Origin of the sequence: Acetobacter persici, assembly GCF_018256955.1 — a bacterium.
Classification (GTDB): Bacteria; Pseudomonadota; Alphaproteobacteria; order Acetobacterales; family Acetobacteraceae; genus Acetobacter; species Acetobacter persici.
This window is the reverse complement of record NZ_JAERKU010000003.1, coordinates 166,724-186,132: the sequence shown is the minus strand read 5'-3', so window position 1 is coordinate 186,132 and position 19,409 is coordinate 166,724. Positions and strand designations below refer to the sequence as shown.

The 19,409-nt window shown below is 57.7% G+C and carries 20 protein-coding genes and 1 tRNA gene; 7 read left to right on the top strand and 14 right to left on the bottom strand.

Going from position 1 to position 19,409, the window contains the following annotated elements; genetic code table 11:
• Positions 1-12: 12 nt before the first annotated feature.
• Complete coding sequence (gene ubiG / locus JK199_RS05250; RefSeq protein WP_212374301.1) at positions 13-753, top strand: bifunctional 2-polyprenyl-6-hydroxyphenol methylase/3-demethylubiquinol 3-O-methyltransferase UbiG; 741 nt, start codon at positions 13-15, stop codon at positions 751-753.
• On the opposite strand, the gene JK199_RS05245 is transcribed toward ubiG, so the two are convergent.
• The 5 genes from JK199_RS05245 to JK199_RS05225 all read right to left on the bottom strand — a co-directional run bounded on the left by JK199_RS05245 (position 740) and on the right by JK199_RS05225 (position 4,193).
• Positions 740-2,023, bottom strand: coding sequence for a lactonase family protein (locus tag JK199_RS05245; protein WP_212374299.1), 1,284 nt, complete (start codon positions 2,021-2,023; stop codon positions 740-742). The genes ubiG and JK199_RS05245 overlap by 14 nt on opposite strands.
• Before the next feature lie 38 nt (positions 2,024-2,061).
• Positions 2,062-2,532 carry a DUF2147 domain-containing protein gene (locus JK199_RS05240; protein WP_237388710.1) on the bottom strand — a complete coding sequence of 157 codons (471 nt, stop codon included), beginning with the start codon at positions 2,530-2,532 and terminating at the stop codon, positions 2,062-2,064.
• Positions 2,533-2,629: 97 nt separating this feature from the next.
• Positions 2,630-3,082, bottom strand: a complete 453-nt coding sequence (locus JK199_RS05235) for a DUF1178 family protein (RefSeq protein ID WP_212374296.1) — start codon at positions 3,080-3,082, stop codon at positions 2,630-2,632.
• A 16-nt stretch (positions 3,083-3,098) separates the two neighbouring features.
• Positions 3,099-3,362 (bottom strand): glutaredoxin 3, encoded by a 264-nt coding sequence (gene grxC, locus JK199_RS05230; protein ID WP_077931608.1) that lies wholly within the window; start codon positions 3,360-3,362, stop codon positions 3,099-3,101.
• Positions 3,363-3,407: 45 nt separating this feature from the next.
• Entirely contained in the window at positions 3,408-4,193 is a 786-nt protein-coding gene (locus JK199_RS05225; RefSeq protein WP_212374684.1) for a ComF family protein, read from the bottom strand.
• A gap of 78 nt (positions 4,194-4,271) precedes the next feature.
• Between JK199_RS05225 and JK199_RS05220 the strand changes: the two genes are divergently transcribed.
• Positions 4,272-5,153 carry a methyltransferase domain-containing protein gene (locus JK199_RS05220; RefSeq protein WP_212374294.1) on the top strand — a complete coding sequence of 294 codons (882 nt, stop codon included), beginning with the start codon at positions 4,272-4,274 and terminating at the stop codon, positions 5,151-5,153.
• 9 nt (positions 5,154-5,162) lie between these two features.
• Here the strand turns inward: JK199_RS05220 and moaA are convergent, their stop codons facing one another.
• The 4 genes from moaA to JK199_RS05200 all read right to left on the bottom strand — a co-directional run bounded on the left by moaA (position 5,163) and on the right by JK199_RS05200 (position 9,123).
• Positions 5,163-6,179 (bottom strand): GTP 3',8-cyclase MoaA, encoded by a 1,017-nt coding sequence (gene moaA / locus JK199_RS05215; RefSeq protein WP_212374292.1) that lies wholly within the window; start codon positions 6,177-6,179, stop codon positions 5,163-5,165.
• A gap of 254 nt (positions 6,180-6,433) precedes the next feature.
• On the bottom strand, positions 6,434-7,843 hold the full coding sequence (gene pgmG, locus JK199_RS05210; RefSeq protein ID WP_212374290.1) for a phosphoglucomutase/phosphomannomutase PgmG: 1,410 nt from the start codon (positions 7,841-7,843) through the stop codon (positions 6,434-6,436).
• Entirely contained in the window at positions 7,843-8,727 is an 885-nt protein-coding gene (galU, locus tag JK199_RS05205; RefSeq protein WP_077930004.1) for a UTP--glucose-1-phosphate uridylyltransferase GalU, read from the bottom strand. Before galU ends, pgmG begins: the two co-directional genes overlap by 1 nt.
• Positions 8,728-9,036: 309 nt before the next feature.
• A tRNA-Leu gene (locus JK199_RS05200) sits at positions 9,037-9,123 on the bottom strand.
• A gap of 73 nt (positions 9,124-9,196) precedes the next feature.
• Here JK199_RS05200 and lipB point away from each other — a divergent pair.
• Positions 9,197-9,886 carry a lipoyl(octanoyl) transferase LipB gene (lipB, locus tag JK199_RS05195; RefSeq protein ID WP_212374288.1) on the top strand — a complete coding sequence of 230 codons (690 nt, stop codon included), beginning with the start codon at positions 9,197-9,199 and terminating at the stop codon, positions 9,884-9,886.
• Here the strand turns inward: lipB and JK199_RS05190 are convergent.
• Positions 9,864-10,436, bottom strand: a complete 573-nt coding sequence (locus JK199_RS05190) for a hypothetical protein (protein ID WP_212374286.1) — start codon at positions 10,434-10,436, stop codon at positions 9,864-9,866. The two genes, lipB and JK199_RS05190, sit on opposite strands and share 23 nt — an antisense overlap.
• Positions 10,433-10,768 carry a BolA family protein gene (locus JK199_RS05185; RefSeq protein WP_025828540.1) on the bottom strand — a complete coding sequence of 112 codons (336 nt, stop codon included), beginning with the start codon at positions 10,766-10,768 and terminating at the stop codon, positions 10,433-10,435. Before JK199_RS05185 ends, JK199_RS05190 begins: the two co-directional genes overlap by 4 nt.
• A 47-nt stretch (positions 10,769-10,815) precedes the next feature.
• Between JK199_RS05185 and JK199_RS05180 the strand changes: the two genes are divergently transcribed.
• From JK199_RS05180 to cobT, 3 genes are all read left to right on the top strand, one after another.
• Positions 10,816-11,424 (top strand): DnaJ domain-containing protein, encoded by a 609-nt coding sequence (locus tag JK199_RS05180; protein ID WP_077930008.1) that lies wholly within the window; start codon positions 10,816-10,818, stop codon positions 11,422-11,424.
• Between the two features lie 97 nt (positions 11,425-11,521).
• Positions 11,522-12,520, top strand: coding sequence for an AAA family ATPase (locus tag JK199_RS05175; protein WP_077930009.1), 999 nt, complete (start codon positions 11,522-11,524; stop codon positions 12,518-12,520).
• Between the two features lie 36 nt (positions 12,521-12,556).
• Positions 12,557-14,497: a cobaltochelatase subunit CobT gene (gene cobT, locus JK199_RS05170; protein ID WP_086655278.1), complete on the top strand. Its 1,941-nt coding sequence runs from the start codon at positions 12,557-12,559 to the stop codon at positions 14,495-14,497.
• 280 nt (positions 14,498-14,777) lie between these two features.
• On the opposite strand, the gene rsgA is transcribed toward cobT, so the two are convergent.
• Positions 14,778-15,830, bottom strand: coding sequence for a ribosome small subunit-dependent GTPase A (gene rsgA, locus JK199_RS05165; protein WP_212374284.1), 1,053 nt, complete (start codon positions 15,828-15,830; stop codon positions 14,778-14,780).
• Positions 15,831-16,048: 218 nt separating this feature from the next.
• On the opposite strand from rsgA, the gene JK199_RS05160 reads away from it, so the two are divergent.
• Positions 16,049-16,684: a GNAT family N-acetyltransferase gene (locus JK199_RS05160; protein WP_212374282.1), complete on the top strand. Its 636-nt coding sequence runs from the start codon at positions 16,049-16,051 to the stop codon at positions 16,682-16,684.
• A 192-nt stretch (positions 16,685-16,876) separates the two neighbouring features.
• Here JK199_RS05160 and JK199_RS05155 read toward each other — a convergent pair whose 3' ends face one another.
• Complete coding sequence (locus JK199_RS05155) at positions 16,877-18,331, bottom strand: pyridoxal phosphate-dependent decarboxylase family protein (protein ID WP_212374280.1); 1,455 nt, start codon at positions 18,329-18,331, stop codon at positions 16,877-16,879.
• Positions 18,332-18,334: 3 nt separating this feature from the next.
• On the bottom strand, positions 18,335-19,324 hold the full coding sequence (locus JK199_RS05150) for a bile acid:sodium symporter family protein (RefSeq protein WP_025828809.1): 990 nt from the start codon (positions 19,322-19,324) through the stop codon (positions 18,335-18,337).
• Between the last annotated feature and the right edge of the window lie 85 nt (positions 19,325-19,409).

The following is a 19,409-nucleotide window of genomic DNA, read 5'->3' as shown; positions in this document are numbered from 1 at the left end:
GAATTTTGTTCCATGCATCCCTCCAGCCGAGACGCTGCTTCTTCCGTTTCCCCTGAGGAAATTGCCCGCTTCAGCGCGCTGGCCAGCCAGTGGTGGGACCCAACAGGCCCCATGCGCCCGCTGCACGCCATGAACGCCCTGCGCATCAGCTGGGCCTGCCGCCACTTCCCCATGCGGGGCCGCACCACACGCCATGTACGCGTGCTGGATATTGGCTGTGGCGCAGGCCTTGCCAGTGAGGCGCTGGCAGAAGCCGGGCATGATGTGCTGGGGCTGGATGCCTCTGCCGATGGCATTGCCGCAGCCCGCGCGCATCTGGAGGCGCACCCGCTGCCTGCGGGTTCCGGCACTCTGGATTACCGGGTTGGCAGCGCGGAAGAACTGGTCGCGGAGCAGGCCAGATTTGATGCCGTTGTGGCCTTAGAAATCATCGAGCATGTCACTGATCCTGAAGCATTTATGAAAATGCTTTCTGATCTGGTGGAGCCGGGCGGCATTGTGATTGTCTCCACCATGAACCGCACCTTGCGGTCTCTGGCGGTTGGTAAAATCGGGGCAGAATATGTGCTGCGCCTGCTGCCTATTGGCACGCATGAATGGCGCAAGTTTCTTACCCCGGCGGAACTCGGGCGCTTTGGCCGTGAGTCCCGCCTGAGCATTCAGGACATTGCGGGCATGACCCCGTCTCTCTCCGGATGGAAAGAGAGCCGGGACCTGAGCGTGAACTACATCGCCGCCTTCAGGAAGGACTGACGTCTGACGCTGTCGGGTCTGCCTGAAGGGTCATAAATTCAAAACAGGTGGGGCTTCCAACCGGCGTGAAGTCCCACGTAAAGCTGATTTTCCCGGTTGTCTTATCCACACGGAAGGACGTGATGGAATCACTCCTCTGGTTTGCAACATACAGATAGCTGCCAGACGGATCGAACATCAGAGACCGGCCATAATCGGCATGTGTCCAGATTTCATCAACCAGTGTCAGGCTGCCATCTTTGGCAACCTGAAAGACCGCCAGCGAATCCCCCAGACGGTTCGACACATATAAAAAGCGTTCATCCGGGGAGAGCAGAATACCTGCCGCCAGCGTGCTGCCACGGAAATGCGCCGTTACGGAACTGACAGTCTGCTGAGGCGATATTTTGCCGGTTTGCGGGTCAAAGTCCGCCACAACAACCTTGGAATCCTGCTCACACAGCAGGTAGAGCTTCTTACCACCAGACCCGAAAACATAATGGCGCGGAGCAGAACCCGGCGTCATGGTGGTAAACGGCACCGCCGCGGGTGAGAGCTTGCCGGTCTGGAGATTGATGGTCCAGACGTACACCCTGTCCAGCCCGGCATCCATCACCAGCACAAACCTGCCGCTCGGGTCCGTTTTGATCATATGCGGATGCGCGGAGGAATGGTCACTCACCGCGAAATTCCCCGGCGGGTTGTCCGCAGCGCGATCCGGCATCCGGGGGCCGGAATTATGGATCAGGTCCGTCATACGGCCCAGAGAGCCATCCGCAAGCACATGAATAATGCCAATCGTGCCGCCGGTATAATTGGCGACCATGACAAACCGGCCCGAAGGATGAACACTCAGATGCGCAGGGTCTGCCCCGCCGGACGCCACCGTATTCAGTTTTTTCAGGCCGCCTGTCGCCTGATCCACCAGAAACGCCGTCACGGAGCCGCTGTGGGCCGTATCAAAATCATTGATTTCACTGACGGCGTACAGAAAGCGTTTATCCGGAGAGAGCGTAATATAAGACGGGCTGGCAATATCCGTAAAAGTCGTCAGGCTGGTCAGCGTTCCCGTTTTCTGATTCATCTCGAAAACGCTGATGCCTTCTCCATCCCCCCCCGGCGGCCCGTGTTTAGTATAGCCGCCAATGTAGCAGATGGTCCGCCGGGCAGACTTGCCATCCTGAACAGGGGCTTTAGCCGTATCATCCGCAGCCTTTACAGGGAGTACGACAGTCAAAGCCCCCGCAAAACTGCCCAGACCAAAAACACGTCGGGAAAAGGAGTGAGTCATTCCGGTATCGCCTTGTTCTTTTTATTGGTCTTTTTATTTCAGGGCATCTTGCAGACTGGCCCTAATGTCCCTTCATACCGCGTCCATGTCTGTGTTTCACCAAAAAGCGGCAGCCCTATATAGCCCCTCAACTTGAGAACATCTTTCTGAGGAGACCATATCTGCGCCTGATAGACATTTCCGCTGTCGGGATCGAGGATCTTGCCATTCCAGCGTTTTTTATCGTCTGAGGACTGACGGAATCCTGTCAGCATCTGGAGGCCGCATTCCGACTGACCTTTATGGTCTTTCGGCACATCGTCCCCTTTATAGCTCAGCCCGACAAGCTGGCCGCACACGGTATCACCACACATGCCGATCCTGAACACACCATCATGCCCCTGACTGAGCCAGTAGCCCATAAAGGCACTTTCCGGTGCTTCAGCATGCGCCCGATCCGGCACCACACCTGCGGCACAGAGCAGAAACGCGCTGAGAAACGCCGTCATCCATGCGTTTTTGAGAGTCACGCTGCTCTTCTCCCTTTTCAGACACAGCCAGCATCACGGCATTCCGGGCGAGAACCCAGCAGGTGGTCATGCCACGTTACAGCCAGCCCTTCAACACTCACCCATCGGCCCGGCGCACCCATGGAATGTTCAGAACATGCACACCCTCTTCCGCCAGGACAGCGCGATCTTCTTCTGAGGCATGCCCGTAAATCCCGCGTTCCGGGGCTTCCTTATGGTGCATCCGCAACGCTTCTTCCGCAAAGCGGCCGCCGACATTTTCACACCCGGCTTCAACCGCCTGCCGGATTTTTTGCAGGGCCGCAATCATCTTATCCGGCACCACGGCACATGCCGACTGACTGGCAGATGCGTCTGCAACGCTGCCTGCCGGAACAGTGCCGCGCTTTTTAGCGATGGCGGGCGCCATCAGCGCCTGCTGCACGTCCGTGTGTCCACAATCCGGGCAGGACAGAAAGCCACCAGCCTGCAACTGCGCAAAAGCCGCACTGTCACGGTACCAGCCTTCAAACTCATGCCCGGCGGCGCAGCGCAAACGATAGCAGATCATCCCGCGCCCTTTTCCGTTACCCCGCCAGCCCTAATGCGGCATCCAGCTGCCCCTGCCGCTCCAGACGCATCAGATCATCACACCCGCCCAGAGGCCGACCATCCACGAACGTCTGCGGCACTGTGGAACTCCCGCCCGAACGCTCACTGGCCTGCTCCCGTTCCGGCGTGCCACGGGGCGCATTGATCTCCTTAAACGCGACGTTCTTGCTTTCAAGAAGCCGGACTGCGCGAATGCAGTAGGGGCAACCGGGCTGCGTATAAATTTCTATGACTGGCATCTTAGCTTTTTCCTCATGTCTCTGCGTGCATTTCTGCACCCGTCTTTACATAGGTGTTTCCATGACGGGAAAATCAAGATCAACCTCTTTTTGCGCAGGCACACGCCCCGCCACCAGCAGGCTGACGGACGCCGCCCCGGCCTCCAGCAAAACCTGCGTGCAGACACTCGCCGTAGCGCCTGTCGTCAACACATCATCCACCAGCACGACGGACCGGCCGGCAAGCCCGGCGGCACGCGCGGGATTCAGCGTAATGGCGTTACGCATCTCGGCCTTGCGCTCCTGCGGTGAAAAACTGGCCAGACGTGTTGTGGCCTTGCTGCGTACCAGCGCATCCGGCACACAGTGCACCCCGCTTCTGCGCGCCACGGCCAGAGCCAGAACCGCAGCCTGATTATACCGCCGCCCCATGAGCCGCCAGCGATGCACGGGCACAGGCACCAGCACGGCATCCGGCGTTAAAATATCATGCCCGGCCTGTCTCATCCGCTGCGCCAGAAAGCGGGCATTTTCCAGCCTGTCCGCATATTTCAATTGCAGGATCAGATCCCGGCTTGCCTGATCATACAAAAAAGCCGCCCGAGCGTGCGCCCACACAGGATGCTGACGCTCGCAGGCCGGACATAAGCCGTCCGCACCCAGATAGGCCGCTGCCGTCTGCGGGGTCGCACAGGCATCACAGCACGGGGCGACAACCGGATGCAGCCGCCCGAAACACTCCGTACAGACCAGTCCGGCCTGCGCCACATCCGCAGCACACAACAGGCACGATGGCGGGAACAGCACGTCCAGCGCGGCCCCTCCTATATGGCGGACATGCTTCCATCCCATCACAAAGCCTCGTGCCGCACGCCTTTACAGAGCGCATCCCCTTGGCAAACACGGCTGAAACGCGCAGATTCCGGTGCCATGGATACCCCCATCATTTTTGACCGCAAGGCTGTCAAAGCGCACAGAACCCGCTCCGCCAGCCTGCAACACTCCGTCATGCCTGTTCTGGACGCCGCTGCCGATATTCTGATCGACAGGCTGGATGATGTCACCCGCCATTTTACAGCGGCTCTTGATGTGGGGGGCCGGGGCATTGTGGCGAAACGGCTGATAGCCCGTGGCATCCCCACCCTATCCTGTGATCTCTCTCACGCCATGGCCGCCGGTGCGCCCGGCCCGGCCGTCTGCGTGGATGAGGAAGCCCTGCCCTTTGCCCCGCACAGCTTCGATCTGGTCACCGCCAGCCTCTCTTTGCACTGGATTAACGACCTCCCCGGCACATTCCGCCAGATTTGCCGCATTTTAAAACCCGATGGGCTATTTCTCGCCAGTCTGCCGATCCTGCCGACTCTCCGCCCGCTCAGACAGGCGCTGGAGGATGCAGAACTGGCGTTATGCGACGGCGTATCCCCCCGGGTATCTCCTCTCCCCACCCAGCAAAGCTGCGCCCATCTCCTCCAGCGCGCGGGCTTTGCGTTACCAGTTGTGGATACGGAAAAACTGGATTTGCGGTATCGCTCGCTCACGGCACTCTTGCAGGATTTGCGCGCGGCAGGAGAAACAAATGCCCTCGCTCTGCGCAGCCGCACCACAGCGCCGCGCTTTCTTTTTCCGGCAGCTTCGGCGGAATTAGTGCCTGATGCGGGCGACTCATTCGCCATGCCGCTCCATATGGCCATTCTGACGGCATGGGCGCCCGCACCCACGCAACCCCAGCCACTCAAGCCGGGCGCCTTTACCCACACGCTGGATACGGTTCTTGCTTCACCCAAGCCATTACCATCCGGCAGTGCGGATTAAGGCAGGCTTTTAACCGCCCGTAACACTCATATGGCGCACAGGCCCGGATACTTCACCGGGATGAGCCCCAAGCATGAAATCATGCCGCAGCGGCTTCCGGTCAATCGCTGACTGTATTCCCGCCAGCAGGGCCGCATTATCCCCGCCAGACCGCAGAATTGCGCGTAAATCAGCACCGTCTTCATGCCCAAGGCAGGTGTAGAGCTGCCCTGTGCAGGACAGCCGAACACGATTGCAGGTCGAGCAGAAATTATGACTCATCGGCGTAATAAACCCGATGCGCTGCCCTGTTTCCGCGACCCGCATATACCGTGCGGGTCCGGCTGAACGGTCCATCAGCGGTTCCAGAGTCCAGCGTTGGGCCAGATCCGCGCGAACATCAGCCAAAGGCAGATAGCGGGCTGTCCGGTCTTCTCCCGTATCTCCCATTGGCATGGTTTCAATCAGGCACAGATCAGCGCCAATTTTTCCGCACCATGCCAGCATGGCGTCAAACTCATCATCATTCACGCCTGCCATGGCCACGGCGTTGACGCGCACGGCCAGACCGGCCTCACGCGCGGCCCGGATACCATCCAGCGTAGCCGTCAGCTTTCCCCGACGGGTAATATGCGCAAAACGCTCTTCATCCAGCGTATCCAGACTGACATTGACGCGCCTGACGCCAGCCCGGAACAGCGTTTCCGCATACAGGGCCAGCCTGCTGCCGTTGGTTGTCAGGGTCAGTTCATCCAGAGTGCCTGCCTGTTCCGGGTGATGCAGCCATTGCCCCAGCGTTTCAAAAAACGGACCGATATCCCGGCGCACCAGAGGCTCCCCCCCGGTAATACGCAGCTTTCTGACACCCTGTTTTACAAAAACCTGACAGAGGCGGAGTAATTCTTCAAAATCAAGAACATCGGCACGCGGGAGAAAAGTCATGCGTTCGGACATGCAGTACGTGCACCGCATATCACACCGGTCTGTAACCGAAACACGAAGGTAGGAGATGCGGCGCCCCACAGGGTCCACTAAACCGGACAACATAGGTCCTCTATATAGTCAGAAAGAAACATTTTGTCGAAACCCAAATGGCGACGCCGCCCGGAAACTTCAAGCCGAGAGCCGCACCCTCCACAGTTTGCCGAAAAAGCCGCCTGCCATGCAGTTCGGAGATAGCCTCCGCCAACAGCATCAGCCCATCGTGCGCAAAATCTAAGAACAGCACGGGCACAGAAGCCAAAAAACACGAAGCCGGCACCCCGCCTCCGCGCTTTTACAAAAAACCGCAGATGGCCCTGTCAGTGCCCAGCATTATTGCCGGAAAAATCCGGAGCGGAGAGCCCTGAGCGCGCCAGTTGCGCAACTACGGCCTGTTTCAGGCGCTCAAGAGCCGCCTCGTCCTGACCTTCGGCACGCACAACCAGTACAGCCTGTGTGTTGGACGCACGGAGGAGCCACCAGCCATCCGGTGTATTGACCCGGACACCATCAATTTCAGAGACGTCCGCACCCTCGTGCCTTAACCGCGCAGCAACGTCCTCAATCACTCTGAACTTGCGCGTATCATCACAATCAAAGCGCACCTCCGGCGTGGAGACCGCGCGGGGAAGGGCTTCTCTGATTGCGGACAAAGGCTTGTCCTGCCGCGCCAGAATGCCCAGTAACCGCACAGCAGCATATAAGGCATCGTCAAAACCATACCATTTGTCTGCAAAGAAAATATGTCCTGACATTTCCCCGGCCAGCGGAGCCCCTGTTTCCGCCATTTTGGTCTTGATCAGAGAGTGTCCGGTCCGCCACATCAGCGGCACGCCACCGGCCTTTTTGACCTCTTCAAACAGAACCTGACTGGCTTTGACGTCGGCGATAATCGTAGCACCGGGATGGGTTTTCAGCACGTCCCGCGCCAGAAGAATCAGAATCTGATCCCCCCAGAGAATCTCACCCTGATCATCCACCACGCCAACACGGTCGGCATCCCCGTCAAACGCCAGACCGACGTCCGCCTTTTGTTGGCGTACTTCGGCAATCAATTGTTCAAGATTTTTAGCAACGGTCGGGTCTGGGTGATGTGCCGGAAAATGGCCGTCAATAGTACCGTTGAGAACGGTATGGTCCCCCGGCAATCCTGCCACCAGCTTTTGCAGAACATCCCCTGCGGCACTGTTGCCGTTGTCCCAGACCACTTTCAGAGGCTTATTGCCTCCATCCCAGTCTTCCAGAAGTCTCTGAACGTAGCGCGCCCGCAAATCCATTCCGCGGATCGTGCCCCCCCGAGAAGACACGACATCCCCTGTGCAGGCCAGATCACCCAGCTCCTGAATCTGCGGACCAAAAAAAGGCTTTCCGGCCAGCATCATCTTGAAGCCGTTATAATCCGCCGGATTGTGGCTCCCCGTCACCATCACCGCACCGTCGGCCTGAAGCGAGACAGAACCGAAATACAGCATTGGCGTCGGACCACAGCCAACCCGCACAACATTCAATCCGCAGGCTACCAGCCCGTCCACAAGTGCTTGCTCAAGCTCGGGGGAAGAGAGGCGCCCATCATAGCCAGTCACAACAGTTTTACCGCCATGACGAACGACAACAGTCCCGAACGTCCGCCCAATAGCAAAGGCATCCTCAGACGTAAGGCTTTTCCCGACAATCCCGCGAATATCATATTCGCGGAGACTGGTCGGATTGAACGTGTGCGTAAACCTCATCAGATCTGAGAGGTATACTTCTTCAGGAATGCCCTGACTTCATCCGCAAGATCCGGACGCTCAAGAGAGAAGGCAATCTGCGCTTCCAGGAAGCCGATCTTGTTGCCACAGTCAAAACGCTCACCCTCATAGCGCAGACCATGGAAGGGCACATGCCCGATGGTCTTGGCCATGGCGTCCGTCAGCTGCACTTCACCACCCGCACCTTTTTCCAGCTTGGCAAGATGCGTCATGACGTCCGGAGTCAGAACGTAACGGCCAATAATGGACAGGTTGGAGGGGGCGTCTTCCGGTTTGGGCTTTTCAACAAGGCCCTTCACTTCCACCAGACGGCCATCATCCTTGCCGATATCCAGAATACCATAGCGGTTTGTCTGCTCACGCGGCACTTCAGTCACCGCCACCACATTCCCACCGGTCTGGTTATAGGCATCCACAAGCTGCTTTACGCAGGACGTGCCGGACTTCACGATATCGTCAGGCAGCAGAATGGCAAACGGGTCATCCCCGATAAAGCTGCGGGCACACCAGATGGCATGACCAAGGCCCAGCGGTTCCTGCTGGCGCACAGCAACCAGAGACCCGGCCTCAATAGAGCTTGGCTCCAGAGCTTTCAGGGTATCCAGCTTGTTGCGCTCACGCAGCGTCGCTTCAAGCTCATAGGCAATATCAAAATAATCAATCAGAGAGTCTTTGCCGCGGCCTGTAATCAGGCAGAACTCTTCAATCCCGGCTTCACGCGCTTCATCAATGGCGTACTGAATCAGCGGTCTGTCGACAACTGTCAGCATTTCCTTCGGCATGGCCTTGGTCGCCGGCAGGAAGCGTGTACCTAGCCCTGCAACCGGCAGGACTGCTTTACGTAAAGGCTTGGGCTTGGACACGAATATGACACCTTAAAAATAAGTTACAACAGAACGTGAACACTGTGGCACGTAATCGCGGGAAGACCCGTTCGTCAAATCAAACCTGCCCCTCACACCGCAACAGGATGCGGCGCGCAGAGATGCGGGCGTGTGTGACGCCATACAGCAACAAAGCTCAGTGTTCTTTTTAAACCGGGAAAGCAGGGCCTGAATATGGCCAAATGCGTTAAAATACAGCGCTAAGCTGTTTAAACTCTGATATTTTGAGAAAAACAGCTCTCACAGAAACCAGAAACTTTTGAACTGATTTTTGTGAGAGCTGAAAAATGGTGCGGTCGAGAAGACTCGAACTTCCACGGGGTATTCCCCCACAAGCACCTCAAGCTTGCGCGTCTACCATTCCGCCACGACCGCACGTGACAACCAGCATCTGAAAGGCGATACCGTTTGGTGAGAAGCCCTATAACCGAAGCGGGAACACGCGGCAATGACCAACGGACGTTTTTTATGGGAAATAAGCAAAAAGCCTGTTTCCTACCCTGTCGCCCTGACGCGCATGCAGACTTTGGCCAGAGAAATCCGGGCCGGTGAGGCTGCAGAGCGGGTCTGGCTGCTTGAACACCCGCCGCTTTTTACAGCCGGCACATCCGCCAGAGCGGAAGATTTGTTCAACCCGCACCACTACCCCACCTATGACGCCGGCCGGGGCGGACAATGGACGTACCACGGACCGGGGCAGCGAATCGCCTACGTGATGCTTGATCTGCACAACGCCCACGGTGAAGTCCGCGCGCGTGACGTACGATCTTACGTTCACGGGCTGGAAGAGTGGGTTATCCGCACCCTCTCCGCGTTCGGGCTCAAAGGCGAATGCCGGGAGGGGCGCGTTGGTGTCTGGGTGATTGACCCTGCAACCGGGCAGGAGGAAAAAATTGCCGCCATCGGGGTGCGTGTGTCCCGCTGGGTCAGCTGGCATGGGGTATCCATCAATCTGAATCCCCGCATGTCAGACTTTGAAGGCATTGTGCCCTGCGGCATTCGTGAATTTGGCGTCACCAGTTTTGAAAAGCTGGGGTTGGCTGTCACACTGGCTCAACTGGATGCCGCACTAGCAGAAAGCTGGCGTGCTGTTTTTGGCAGCACACCCTCAGCCCTCACATCGCTCCCAGACGAATAAACAGCGTGCGCTGCCGCTCATCCAGAATACGGAGTTCATAGAGATCCAGCGCCTGCCCCGCATCCCGGAAAATCAGCGTCACCAGCCCCTGTGAAGGGTTTTCCGTGCGGGTGAGCGAAATCTGCAAAATCCCGGCAGGCTTTTGAATATCGGTAACCGTCACCGGCCCTGAAAGCGTGATGGGGTTCCCCATCAGCACGCCAAGAGGATTATGCGCCAGCCCCATCCGTGTTTCAGACCCCGTCTGGCTGTCTTTGAACACGGCATGCGCACCGGATGCTTCAAGGTCCATCTTATGCGGCACGCTATAGTTCAGGTGCAGATAACCCGGATGATAGGTCAGCACCCCGCCGCCAGTCGTCCCGTTTGGCCACGTCTGGGTAAACGGGACATTCTCCAGCTTTGCGGCCCGCAGCCACGCCTCAACCCGCGCCGTATCGCTGGCCTGCGGACCCGTCCGGCCGCCCTGCCCGGTCGCACAGGCAGCCAGAAAGGCCGGAGCCAGCAGCATTATCGTCCGGCGTGTCAGGCCTGAGCCCTGAAAGGTCATGCCAGAGCACTTTCTTCTTCCGGGGTGCGCAGCGTCAGCGCGAGAGCATGCAGTCCGCTGCCAAACTCATATCCCAGTGCGTCATGCACCATACGGGAGCGGTTGACCCGGCTCACCCCTTCAAACAGACGGCTGACCAGATGAACGCGAAAATGCGTCTCCGTTGCACCCGCTTCCGGGCCGCGCGTCATGGCCACATGGTGGGCGTGGCGGCTGCTTTCATCCAGAATTTCCAGCCGGACGGGCTGGAAAGCCGTCGTCAGAGTGTCCCTCACCCGGCGGGCACGGATGCCATCTGCCTCAGGCGTGGAAGCTGAATTGCGTTGTGTCATCCTACGTTCCCTCTTGCACAGAACACATCAGCACGCACATAACCCTGATGATGAAGCGAAGGAATACCCGTCACCGGGCGTTCGATCCGGACCCGGATGCGCCCCAGCGCTGCTGTGACATGCCTGATTGTGAAAAGCCGGCAGGCTACCGTGCCCCCCGCTCACGCGAGACTCTCAACCAGTATTACTGGTTCTGCCTCGAGCATGTGCGGGAGTATAACGCACGGTGGGATTACTACAAAGGGATGTCACCCGGCCAGATCGAAGCGCATCTGCGCGCCGATATCGCATGGGATCGGCCATCCTGGGCATTTGGCCAGAGTGCTAAGCCCCGTAAGCAGACCTTTGATGAAGAAGACGTGCTAGATCCGCTGGATATCCTCGGCCAGAACCGCCGCTCCCGTGCAGAACGCGCAAAAAGCCGTGCGCAGCCTGCGGCACCGGAAGCCCTGCGTGAACCGCTGGCAACGCTGGGCCTGCCCTGGCCTGTGACACTGGAAGATGCAAAAGCGCGTTACCGCTCACTGGCCCGCAAACATCACCCGGATGCCAATAATGGAGACCGGCGCTCGGAAGAGCGGCTGAAAAGCATCAACGTTGCGTTCACGGTCGTCAGGGCACATCTTACGTCACAGGGCCTCGAAAAAGCGGGGTAACCATGCCATGCTGCCTGCATTATCAGTAAGGCAGCCCGGATACATCGCTGTGTCTGCCTGCTTCACCAGAATGCTCCACCTACCAGACGGATAAAGAATGACTGATTCTGCCAGCCTGAGCACCACAGGCGCTCTTCCCCCGATTTCAGCTCTTTCTGCGCCTGACCTTCAGGTTTCTGTGCGCGAGGTGTTTGGCATCGAGTCCGACATGATGGTTCCGGCCTTCTCCATCCGCACAGAGCATGTGCCGGAGATTGATTCCGCCTACCTGTTTGATCATGACACCACACTGGCCATTCTGGCAGGATTTGCCTTCAACCGCCGCGTGATGGTGCAGGGATTCCACGGCACCGGGAAATCCTCGCATATCGAACAGATTTCCGCGCGCCTGAACTGGCCCTGCGTCCGCATCAATCTGGACAGCCATGTCTCGCGTATTGATCTGATCGGCAAGGACGCCATTGTGGTGCGGGATGGCCAGCAGATTACCGAATTTCAGGAAGGCCTGCTCCCCTGGTGCCTCCAGCATCCCTGCGCACTGGTTTTTGATGAATATGACGCGGGCCGCCCGGATGTGATGTTCGTCATTCAGCGCGTGCTGGAAGTTGAAGGCCAGCTTACGCTGCTGGATCAGAACCGCGTGATCAAGCCGCATCCGTGGTTCCGCCTGTTTGCAACTGCCAACACCATTGGTCTGGGGGACACGACCGGCCTGTATCATGGCACGCAGCAGATCAATCAGGGCCAGATGGACCGCTGGAACATCGTCACATCCCTGAATTATCTGCCCCATGCGCAGGAAGTCGGCATTGTCCTGTCCCGCATGGGCATCAGCCCGGATGATAAAGAAGCCCGCCGCACGATTGAAAGCATGGTGGCGCTGGCCGAACTGACCCGCGCCGGATTTATGGCCGGAGACCTTTCCACCGTCATGTCTCCACGCTCTGTCATTGCGTGGGCGGAAAACGAGAAAATCTTCAAGGACACGGCGTTTGCCTTCCGCGTGACGTTCCTCAACAAATGTGACGAGGCGGAACGCGGCATGGTGGCCGAGTATTATCAGCGCTGCTTCAACAAAAGCCCCCTGCCCCGATAAGCGGGCCTGAAGCACAAACGGAGAGCGGCTTTATCAATGGCTGACAGCAGGAAGGGAGCGCACGCTCCACCGTCTGGCCATAACCGGCCAGCCAGCGAGTCCGGGCAGACCAGAGTGGATGCGTTCAAGCAAGCCACAGCGGCAACATTGCGCGCGATTGGCGGCCAGCGGGATACGGATGTTTCATTCCACACAGGCAACATGCCTGTGGGGCCGATCAGCCTTGCCGGAAAAATACGCCTCCCCCAGCCCTCCCGCCATATGGATGCGGAAGAAATCGAACGTATTCGCGGGGCGGCTGATGCGCAGGCCCTGCGCCTGAAACACCACGATTTTGACCTGCACCGTGCCCGCCAGCCAGAGGATACGGTAGCGCGAGACGTCTATGACGCTCTGGAACAGGCCCGGATTGAGTCTGTCGGCGCACGCCATATGCGGGGTGTTGCCGCCAACCTGCGCTACAGGCTGGAAAAAGAGTGTCAGGCAGCCGGGCTGGACCGGATTACAGACCCTGACGAACTCTCCCCCGCCGTAGCACTCGAACTGCTGGCCCGTGAGCGGCTGACAGGCGAACCGGCTCCTGAGTCCGCACAGCCCATCCTGCGCAAATGGCAGGCTGCACTCTCCCCTCAGGCGCAAACCGCGCTGGAAAATCTTGCACTCACTCAGGATGACCAGACAGCCTATGCCAGAGCCACACGCAAGCTGCTGGCAGCCTGCTCCCTGACAGACGATGACGCTCCGTCGGACGAGATGGAAGCGGATGAAAACGGCTCCGACTCTGCGGCAAATGAAGATGACAGCACGGCTCCGCCCCCGGAAGCTCAGGAAGAAAACGCTCCGCCGGAGCCGGATTCTTCTTCCGAGCCGGTCCCGCAGCCTGAACTGATTGGCGGCGGCGGAGAGACCTCCCCGGAAGGGCTGGAAGAAGAACGGGAAGGCGCAGGCGCGGATGGAACGGGGGAAGCCGCAGGCCCCGGCAGCAACCCGGAACGCGAAGCCGGAGAAACCGCAGGCAGCTATCACGCCTACACCACCGCGTTTGATGAAGAAATCAAAGCGGAAGATCTGTGTGACCCGGAGGAACTGAACCGCCTGCGCCACCAGCTTGATCTGCAACTGGCCACGCTGCATGGCGTTGTCTCCCGCCTTGCCAACAAGCTGCAACGTCGCCTGATGGCGCAGCAGACGCGCTCCTGGGAGTTTGACCTTGATGACGGCATGCTGGATGCAGGCCGCCTCTCCCGCATTGTGGTCAACCCCATGCTCTCCCTGTCCTACAAACGGGAACGCGAGACAGAATTCCGCGATACGGTTGTTACGCTGCTGGTTGATAACTCCGGCTCCATGCGGGGCCGCCCCATTTCAGTCGCGGCCTCCTGCGGGGATATTCTGGCCCGCACACTGGAACGCTGCGGCGTGAAAGTGGAGATTCTGGGTTTTACCACGCGCGCGTGGAAAGGCGGCCAGAGCCGTGAGCAGTGGGTAAAAGACGGCAAACCCGCAGAACCGGGACGCCTGAATGATCTGCGGCACATTATCTATAAAGCCGCGGATATGCCCTGGCGGCGGGCGCGACCTAATCTGGGTCTGATGCTGCGTGAGGGGCTGCTGAAGGAAAATATCGACGGGGAAGCCCTGCTCTGGGCATGGAAACGCATCCGGGGGCGGCCGGAAGCGCGCAAAATCCTGATGGTCATTTCAGACGGCGCGCCGGTGGATGACAGCACGTTGTCCGTCAATCCGGCATCCTATCTGGAAGACCATCTGCGGGCCGTTATTCATCAGATTGAAGACCGCAGCCCGGTCGAACTGACAGCCATCGGGATCGGCCATGACGTCGGCCGGTATTACCAGCGCGCCGTGACAATTACCGACGCGGAAGAACTGGGCGGCACCATGCTACAGGCCCTCTCCGGCCTGTTTGATGAAAAGCAGAACCTCCCAGGTCGACGCGGCAGGGGCGCAAGAGCTTAAATGCGCCCCGCAGGCCCAACACATCAAGTCTCCGCATCCAGAACACAGAGGCAAGAGCATGAACAGATGTTGCTTCCCCTGTGTTCTGATTACCAGTTCCTCAAAAGTGCCCACCCCTCACCCAAATGAGGAATAATAAGCTGATAGCCGGGCAATCTGGAGAGATTGAAGGCCTTCCGGGTCACAACATAACGATAAGACTCTTCTCAACCCGGAAGACGTTGATGATCGGATAACTCCTCAGGCAGAAGGCACAAGGAAGCCGATTTGCTCAGTCGACTTAATCATTTCGTCTCAATGACCGTGACTGTCGATTAAGCCTGATCTGCTCACGTCGTTTGGCTCTTCTGGATTCCGGATCTTCTTTCTCGGCCTGATAAGCACCTTCCCGTTTTAATTTGAGCCAGTTATTCCAGCGTCGACTGTCGATTCTGCCGTCTGCACGGGCAGTCCGTACAGCACAATCAGGCTCCGCCTGATGCTGACAGTCTCGAAAACGACATTCCTGCGCAATTCGCTCAATCTGCGACGTAAAGTCACTAAAGCTTTCATCAATACTCTTATCCGCGCCGATCATTCCGAGTTCACGCATTCCCGGCGTATCAATGAGCAACCCTCCCGAAGGAAGACGAACCAGTTCGCGGTGTGTCGTCGTGTGGCGTCCTTTTTCCGCAAACGGCGACACATGCCCCGTTGCGGCATACTCCGTTTCTAACAACGCGTTCAGCAGAGTTGATTTTCCAGCCCCCGAACTGCCGACCATCACGCCTGTTCTGTGTCCGGTCAGATATAAAGCTGTCTGCTCAATACCCGTTCCATCAAAAGCGGAGACTATCTGGATATCAGTAGTCGGAGCGCATGCTCTGGCCGCCTGCATACATGCTTCTGGATTGTCGCACATATCCGCTTTAGTCAGTATGATAACGGGGGTAGCCCCGCTCTCTTTTGTCAAAGTCAGATAACGCTCAAGGCGAGAGAGATTAAAATCTTCCCCCATCGTCATAACGAGAAATGCCACATCAATATTGGCCGCTATGACCTGTGAACCGGTCCGTTTACCGACTTCCTTGCGGACGAAACACGTCGAACGTGGCAATACGCTGTGGATCGTTGCGCGCTGTTCGCTCTTACGTGGCGAACACATCACCCAGTCCCCGATGGCTGGCCTTTCCAGCGGGGCGGACGTATGCAGCAACCGCCCGGCAATATCCGCCTGCAACAGCCCTGCTGCCGTTACGACGGTGAGACAATGACGCTGCTGAGAAATAACGCGACCGGGAAGCTGATCACGTCCCGATACCTGCTGAACCGCGCACATGGTCGCAGCGTTCAAGCCATAAGATGTAAGTATGGTCAGATTTTTTGTCTTTCGTGGCGAAATTAAATTCCGCCAACAGCCCTTTAAACGGGAAAGAGCCCAGAGCGGCGGAAAGGAACAATAGCGAGACTCATGATCATGATCGTGCCCTCCTCTGTTACTTTGGCTCTAGGAATTTCCTGCCTTCAGGACAGTGATCTTGTCAATAAAGACAGCCCGTATAAAACCATAGAATGGCTCAAGAACTACATCTCAATAACAATATTTCTCTCGTACCGTTACGTCCTGAAGATGCGGTAGAGATGTTTCCCGGATTATCAGATGCGAAAGCCTATCAGTTTATTCCTGATACACCTCCGGACACGCCTGAAACTCTCCGTGAACGCTATCAGGTGCTCGTATCCGGAGGGCCGCCAGATGCCCATGAAATCTGGCTAAACTGGGTTATCCGATATGGAAGCAACAAGGTTGCCGCAGGCTATACTCAGGCAACAATTACAGGGAAAGATGCCCTTATAGGGTATCATGTTTTTCCTGCCTTTTGGCGCAAAGGCATTGGATCTGAGGCGGTCACTCAAACGCTTGAAAATATATTTGACCGAAAAGACGTCACAACCGCACGAGCATTTGTAGATACGCGCAACACCGGATCTATCTCACTCCTTGAAAAGCTCGGTTTTTTCAGAGCGAACACCCTTGAAAATGCCGATTTTTTTAAGGGGCAACAGAGCAACGAATATGAATATATTCTCAAAAAAAGAGATATATTTACGCCACCGCCATCAGAAAAACTTGTGATTTTTATCAATGATACTTTTGAAATGGGCCTTTTTACCCATCTCAAAACCATTTCTTATAAAAAACATTGAGTTTTCCTGTGGCTTTTACCCGGACGACAGGACGTTTTTCACGACAGTTGCGAGAATAAAAAAAGGAAAAAAGAACCAACAGGAGACTCACTCCCCTCACCGCAGGCTCTTGAATACCCCTGATGTGAGTATTCAAAATTACCTTTTCCCGCTCTCCAACACTACTTTTTCAGGCGCCTCTGCGCCTCCCGTTTACGCCGCCTGACGTTCCAGCGTATGTCCAAGGCGTTTCTCGGCCAGTTTCAACAGCGTTTCCAGCATCAGATCAACATCTGCGTCTATTGTGCGGTGATTAACGATTGCAGCCCGAATGGCGCGCTTGCCATGCACGATGGTGGTAGAAGGCGCGGCAACCCCACTTTCATGAAGGTCTTTTACCAATTCTCCATTCAGCCTGTATTCATCCACGCCCGGCGCAACAACGCGGAAGCAGACAATGTTGAGCGTGACAGGGGCCAGCTGTTCAAGGCAGGGCGTTGCCTGCACCCGTGCGGCCAGATGCTGCGCCACAGAACAGCAATGTGACACCATCTGCCCAAGTCGTTCCGTCCCGAAAGACGCCAGCGTGAACCAGACCTTGAGCGCACGGAACCCACGTGAGAGGTCCGGCCCGAGGTCACAAAACCACGGAGCCCCGGCCGCCAGCCCACGATCTTCGCGCGAGAGATAGGCCAGAGACTGCGCAAAAGCCGCTGCCTGCCGCCCCTCTTCCCGCACAAGAATGCATCCGGCGTCATACGGTGTCTGCGCCCATTTATGGAAATCAAACGCAATGCTGTTGGCACGCTCCATGCCTGTCAGAGCCGGAGCATGTTCCGGAGAAAGGCGGGCCATGGCACCAAACGCGCCGTCTACATGGAACCAGAGCGCCTCGGCTTCAGCAAAATCCGCCAGCGCCGCCAGCGGATCAACAGAGCCGGTATCGACTGTTCCGGCGGTGCCCACCACTACAAATGGCTCCAGCCCGGCAGCCCGGTCTTCCGCCACCATGCGGCGCAACGCCGCGAGATCCATCCGGAAGTCCGCATCCACCGGAACGCGGCGGAGGGCCTGCGTACCCAACCCTGCCATATCAAACGCACGGGCAATACAGCCATGGGCCGTCTGGGCGGCGTACCCAACCAGCCTGCGTCCGGCCAGTCCCGCACTCCGCATTTCCAGACCACCCGGCACTGCGCGGCTGGCGGTAATCACGGCAATGAAGTTGGCCATGGAAGAGCCGGTCACCAGAACGCCCGTCGCTGTTTCCGGAAAGCCCAGCATGGTCGCGGCCCAGCGGATCACCATCCGCTCCACTTCAATCGGCGCGTGATCCCGCCCGCCCAGATTGGCGTTCAGCCCCGCAGCCAGTAACTCGGCCAGCATCCCCTGCGCTGTACCGCCACCATGTACCCATCCCATAAACCGGGGGTGCCGGTTGCCTGTCGCGTAAGGCACGACCGACTGTGCAAACTGCTCATACAGCGCGGTCAGAGAGGTTTCCTGCACCGGCAGCTCTGCGTCCCGGAACGCCTGCCGCACAGCAGGAGGCATAGGCTGCCAGACGGGGCCGGAAGCCACGGTCTGGACGTTATCCAGCATTTCATCCAGCATCCGGTGTCCAAGTGCCCGTAATGCGTCCCAGTTTTCCGGATCAAGCCCCGCCACGTCTTACTCCTTTTGCGGCTCTCCTGCCGCTGGCAGGCGTTCCGCGCTTTCCTGCGTCATGCGGGCAAACTTTCGGGCCAGCACCGCACAGACGAACAACTGGATCTGGTGATAGATCATCAGCGGCAGGACGATAAGCCCGACAGAGGATGCAGGGAACAGCACGTTGGCCATCGGCACACCTGACGCCAGTGTTTTTTTGGAGCCACAGAACACAATGGCAATCTCATCACGCAGCGGCACACCCGCCATACGGCTGCCATAAGCGGTAATCAGCAGAACACAGACGAGCAGCAGAAAATCCACCAACGCAATCAGCCCAAGCTGGCTGAGCGGCAGGCGGTGCCACAGGCCCTGCATCACGGCCTCACTGAAGGCCGTGTAGACCACAATCAGAATAGACCCACGGTCCGTGAGGGAAAGCAGCTTTTTGTTCCGGTGCGCCCACCCCCCGATCCACGGCTGAAGCAACTGGCCCAGAAGAAAAGGCAGCAGAAGCTGGAAAACAATATTCAGGACATTGCCGGACGAGCCGCCATGTTTACTGAGAACCAGCCCGACCAGAAAAGGCGTGATAAAAATCCCGGCAATATTGGACGCCGTCGCGGCACAGACCGCCGCTGGCACATTGCCACCGCCAATGGAGGTGAAGGCAATGGAAGACTGCACGGTGGACGGCAGGCAGCACAGAAACAGTACGCCCATCCAGACGTCATTCTGTAAAAGCCCCGGCGCCAGAGCATGAGCGGCCAGCCCCAGCAGCGGGAACAGCACAAATGTGCACGCCAGGATAATCAGATGCAGCCGCCAGGCCATCACGCCGTCCACCACCGCCTTGCGGGAGAGCCGCGCGCCTTGCAGGAAAAACATCACGGCAATGACAATAATCGCAAGCCACTGGAAAACAGGCACAGCAGCGCCATGACAGGGCAGGACTGTCGCCAGAAAAATGGTACAGATCAGGCCGAGGAGAAAAGGGTCCAGTCTCAACATCTGCTGTGGCTCTTTTTTATTGTGACAGAAGTTTGCGCGCAGGACGCCGTGAAATCTGTATTATTCTTAAGATCCCGATTGCACC

Bases quoted from the DNA above. Each gene is read 5' to 3' on its own strand.
- ubiG (WP_212374301.1), top strand. From the start codon at position 13: ATGCATCCCTCCAGCCGAGACGCTGCTTCTTCCGTTTCCCCTGAGGAA.
- JK199_RS05245 (WP_212374299.1), bottom strand. From the start codon at position 2,023: ATGACTCACTCCTTTTCCCGACGTGTTTTTGGTCTGGGCAGTTTTGCG.
- JK199_RS05235 (WP_212374296.1), bottom strand. From the start codon at position 3,082: ATGATCTGCTATCGTTTGCGCTGCGCCGCCGGGCATGAGTTTGAAGGC.
- grxC (WP_077931608.1), bottom strand. From the start codon at position 3,362: ATGCCAGTCATAGAAATTTATACGCAGCCCGGTTGCCCCTACTGCATT.
- JK199_RS05225 (WP_212374684.1), bottom strand. From the start codon at position 4,193: ATGGGATGGAAGCATGTCCGCCATATAGGAGGGGCCGCGCTGGACGTG.
- JK199_RS05220 (WP_212374294.1), top strand. From the start codon at position 4,272: ATGGATACCCCCATCATTTTTGACCGCAAGGCTGTCAAAGCGCACAGA.
- moaA (WP_212374292.1), bottom strand. From the start codon at position 6,179: ATGTTGTCCGGTTTAGTGGACCCTGTGGGGCGCCGCATCTCCTACCTT.
- pgmG (WP_212374290.1), bottom strand. From the start codon at position 7,843: ATGAGGTTTACGCACACGTTCAATCCGACCAGTCTCCGCGAATATGAT.
- lipB (WP_212374288.1), top strand. From the start codon at position 9,197: ATGACCAACGGACGTTTTTTATGGGAAATAAGCAAAAAGCCTGTTTCC.
- JK199_RS05190 (WP_212374286.1), bottom strand. From the start codon at position 10,436: ATGACCTTTCAGGGCTCAGGCCTGACACGCCGGACGATAATGCTGCTG.
- JK199_RS05185 (WP_025828540.1), bottom strand. From the start codon at position 10,768: ATGACACAACGCAATTCAGCTTCCACGCCTGAGGCAGATGGCATCCGT.
- JK199_RS05180 (WP_077930008.1), top strand. From the start codon at position 10,816: ATGATGAAGCGAAGGAATACCCGTCACCGGGCGTTCGATCCGGACCCG.
- JK199_RS05175 (WP_077930009.1), top strand. From the start codon at position 11,522: ATGACTGATTCTGCCAGCCTGAGCACCACAGGCGCTCTTCCCCCGATT.
- cobT (WP_086655278.1), top strand. From the start codon at position 12,557: ATGGCTGACAGCAGGAAGGGAGCGCACGCTCCACCGTCTGGCCATAAC.
- JK199_RS05160 (WP_212374282.1), top strand. From the start codon at position 16,049: ATGGCTCAAGAACTACATCTCAATAACAATATTTCTCTCGTACCGTTA.
- JK199_RS05150 (WP_025828809.1), bottom strand. From the start codon at position 19,324: ATGTTGAGACTGGACCCTTTTCTCCTCGGCCTGATCTGTACCATTTTT.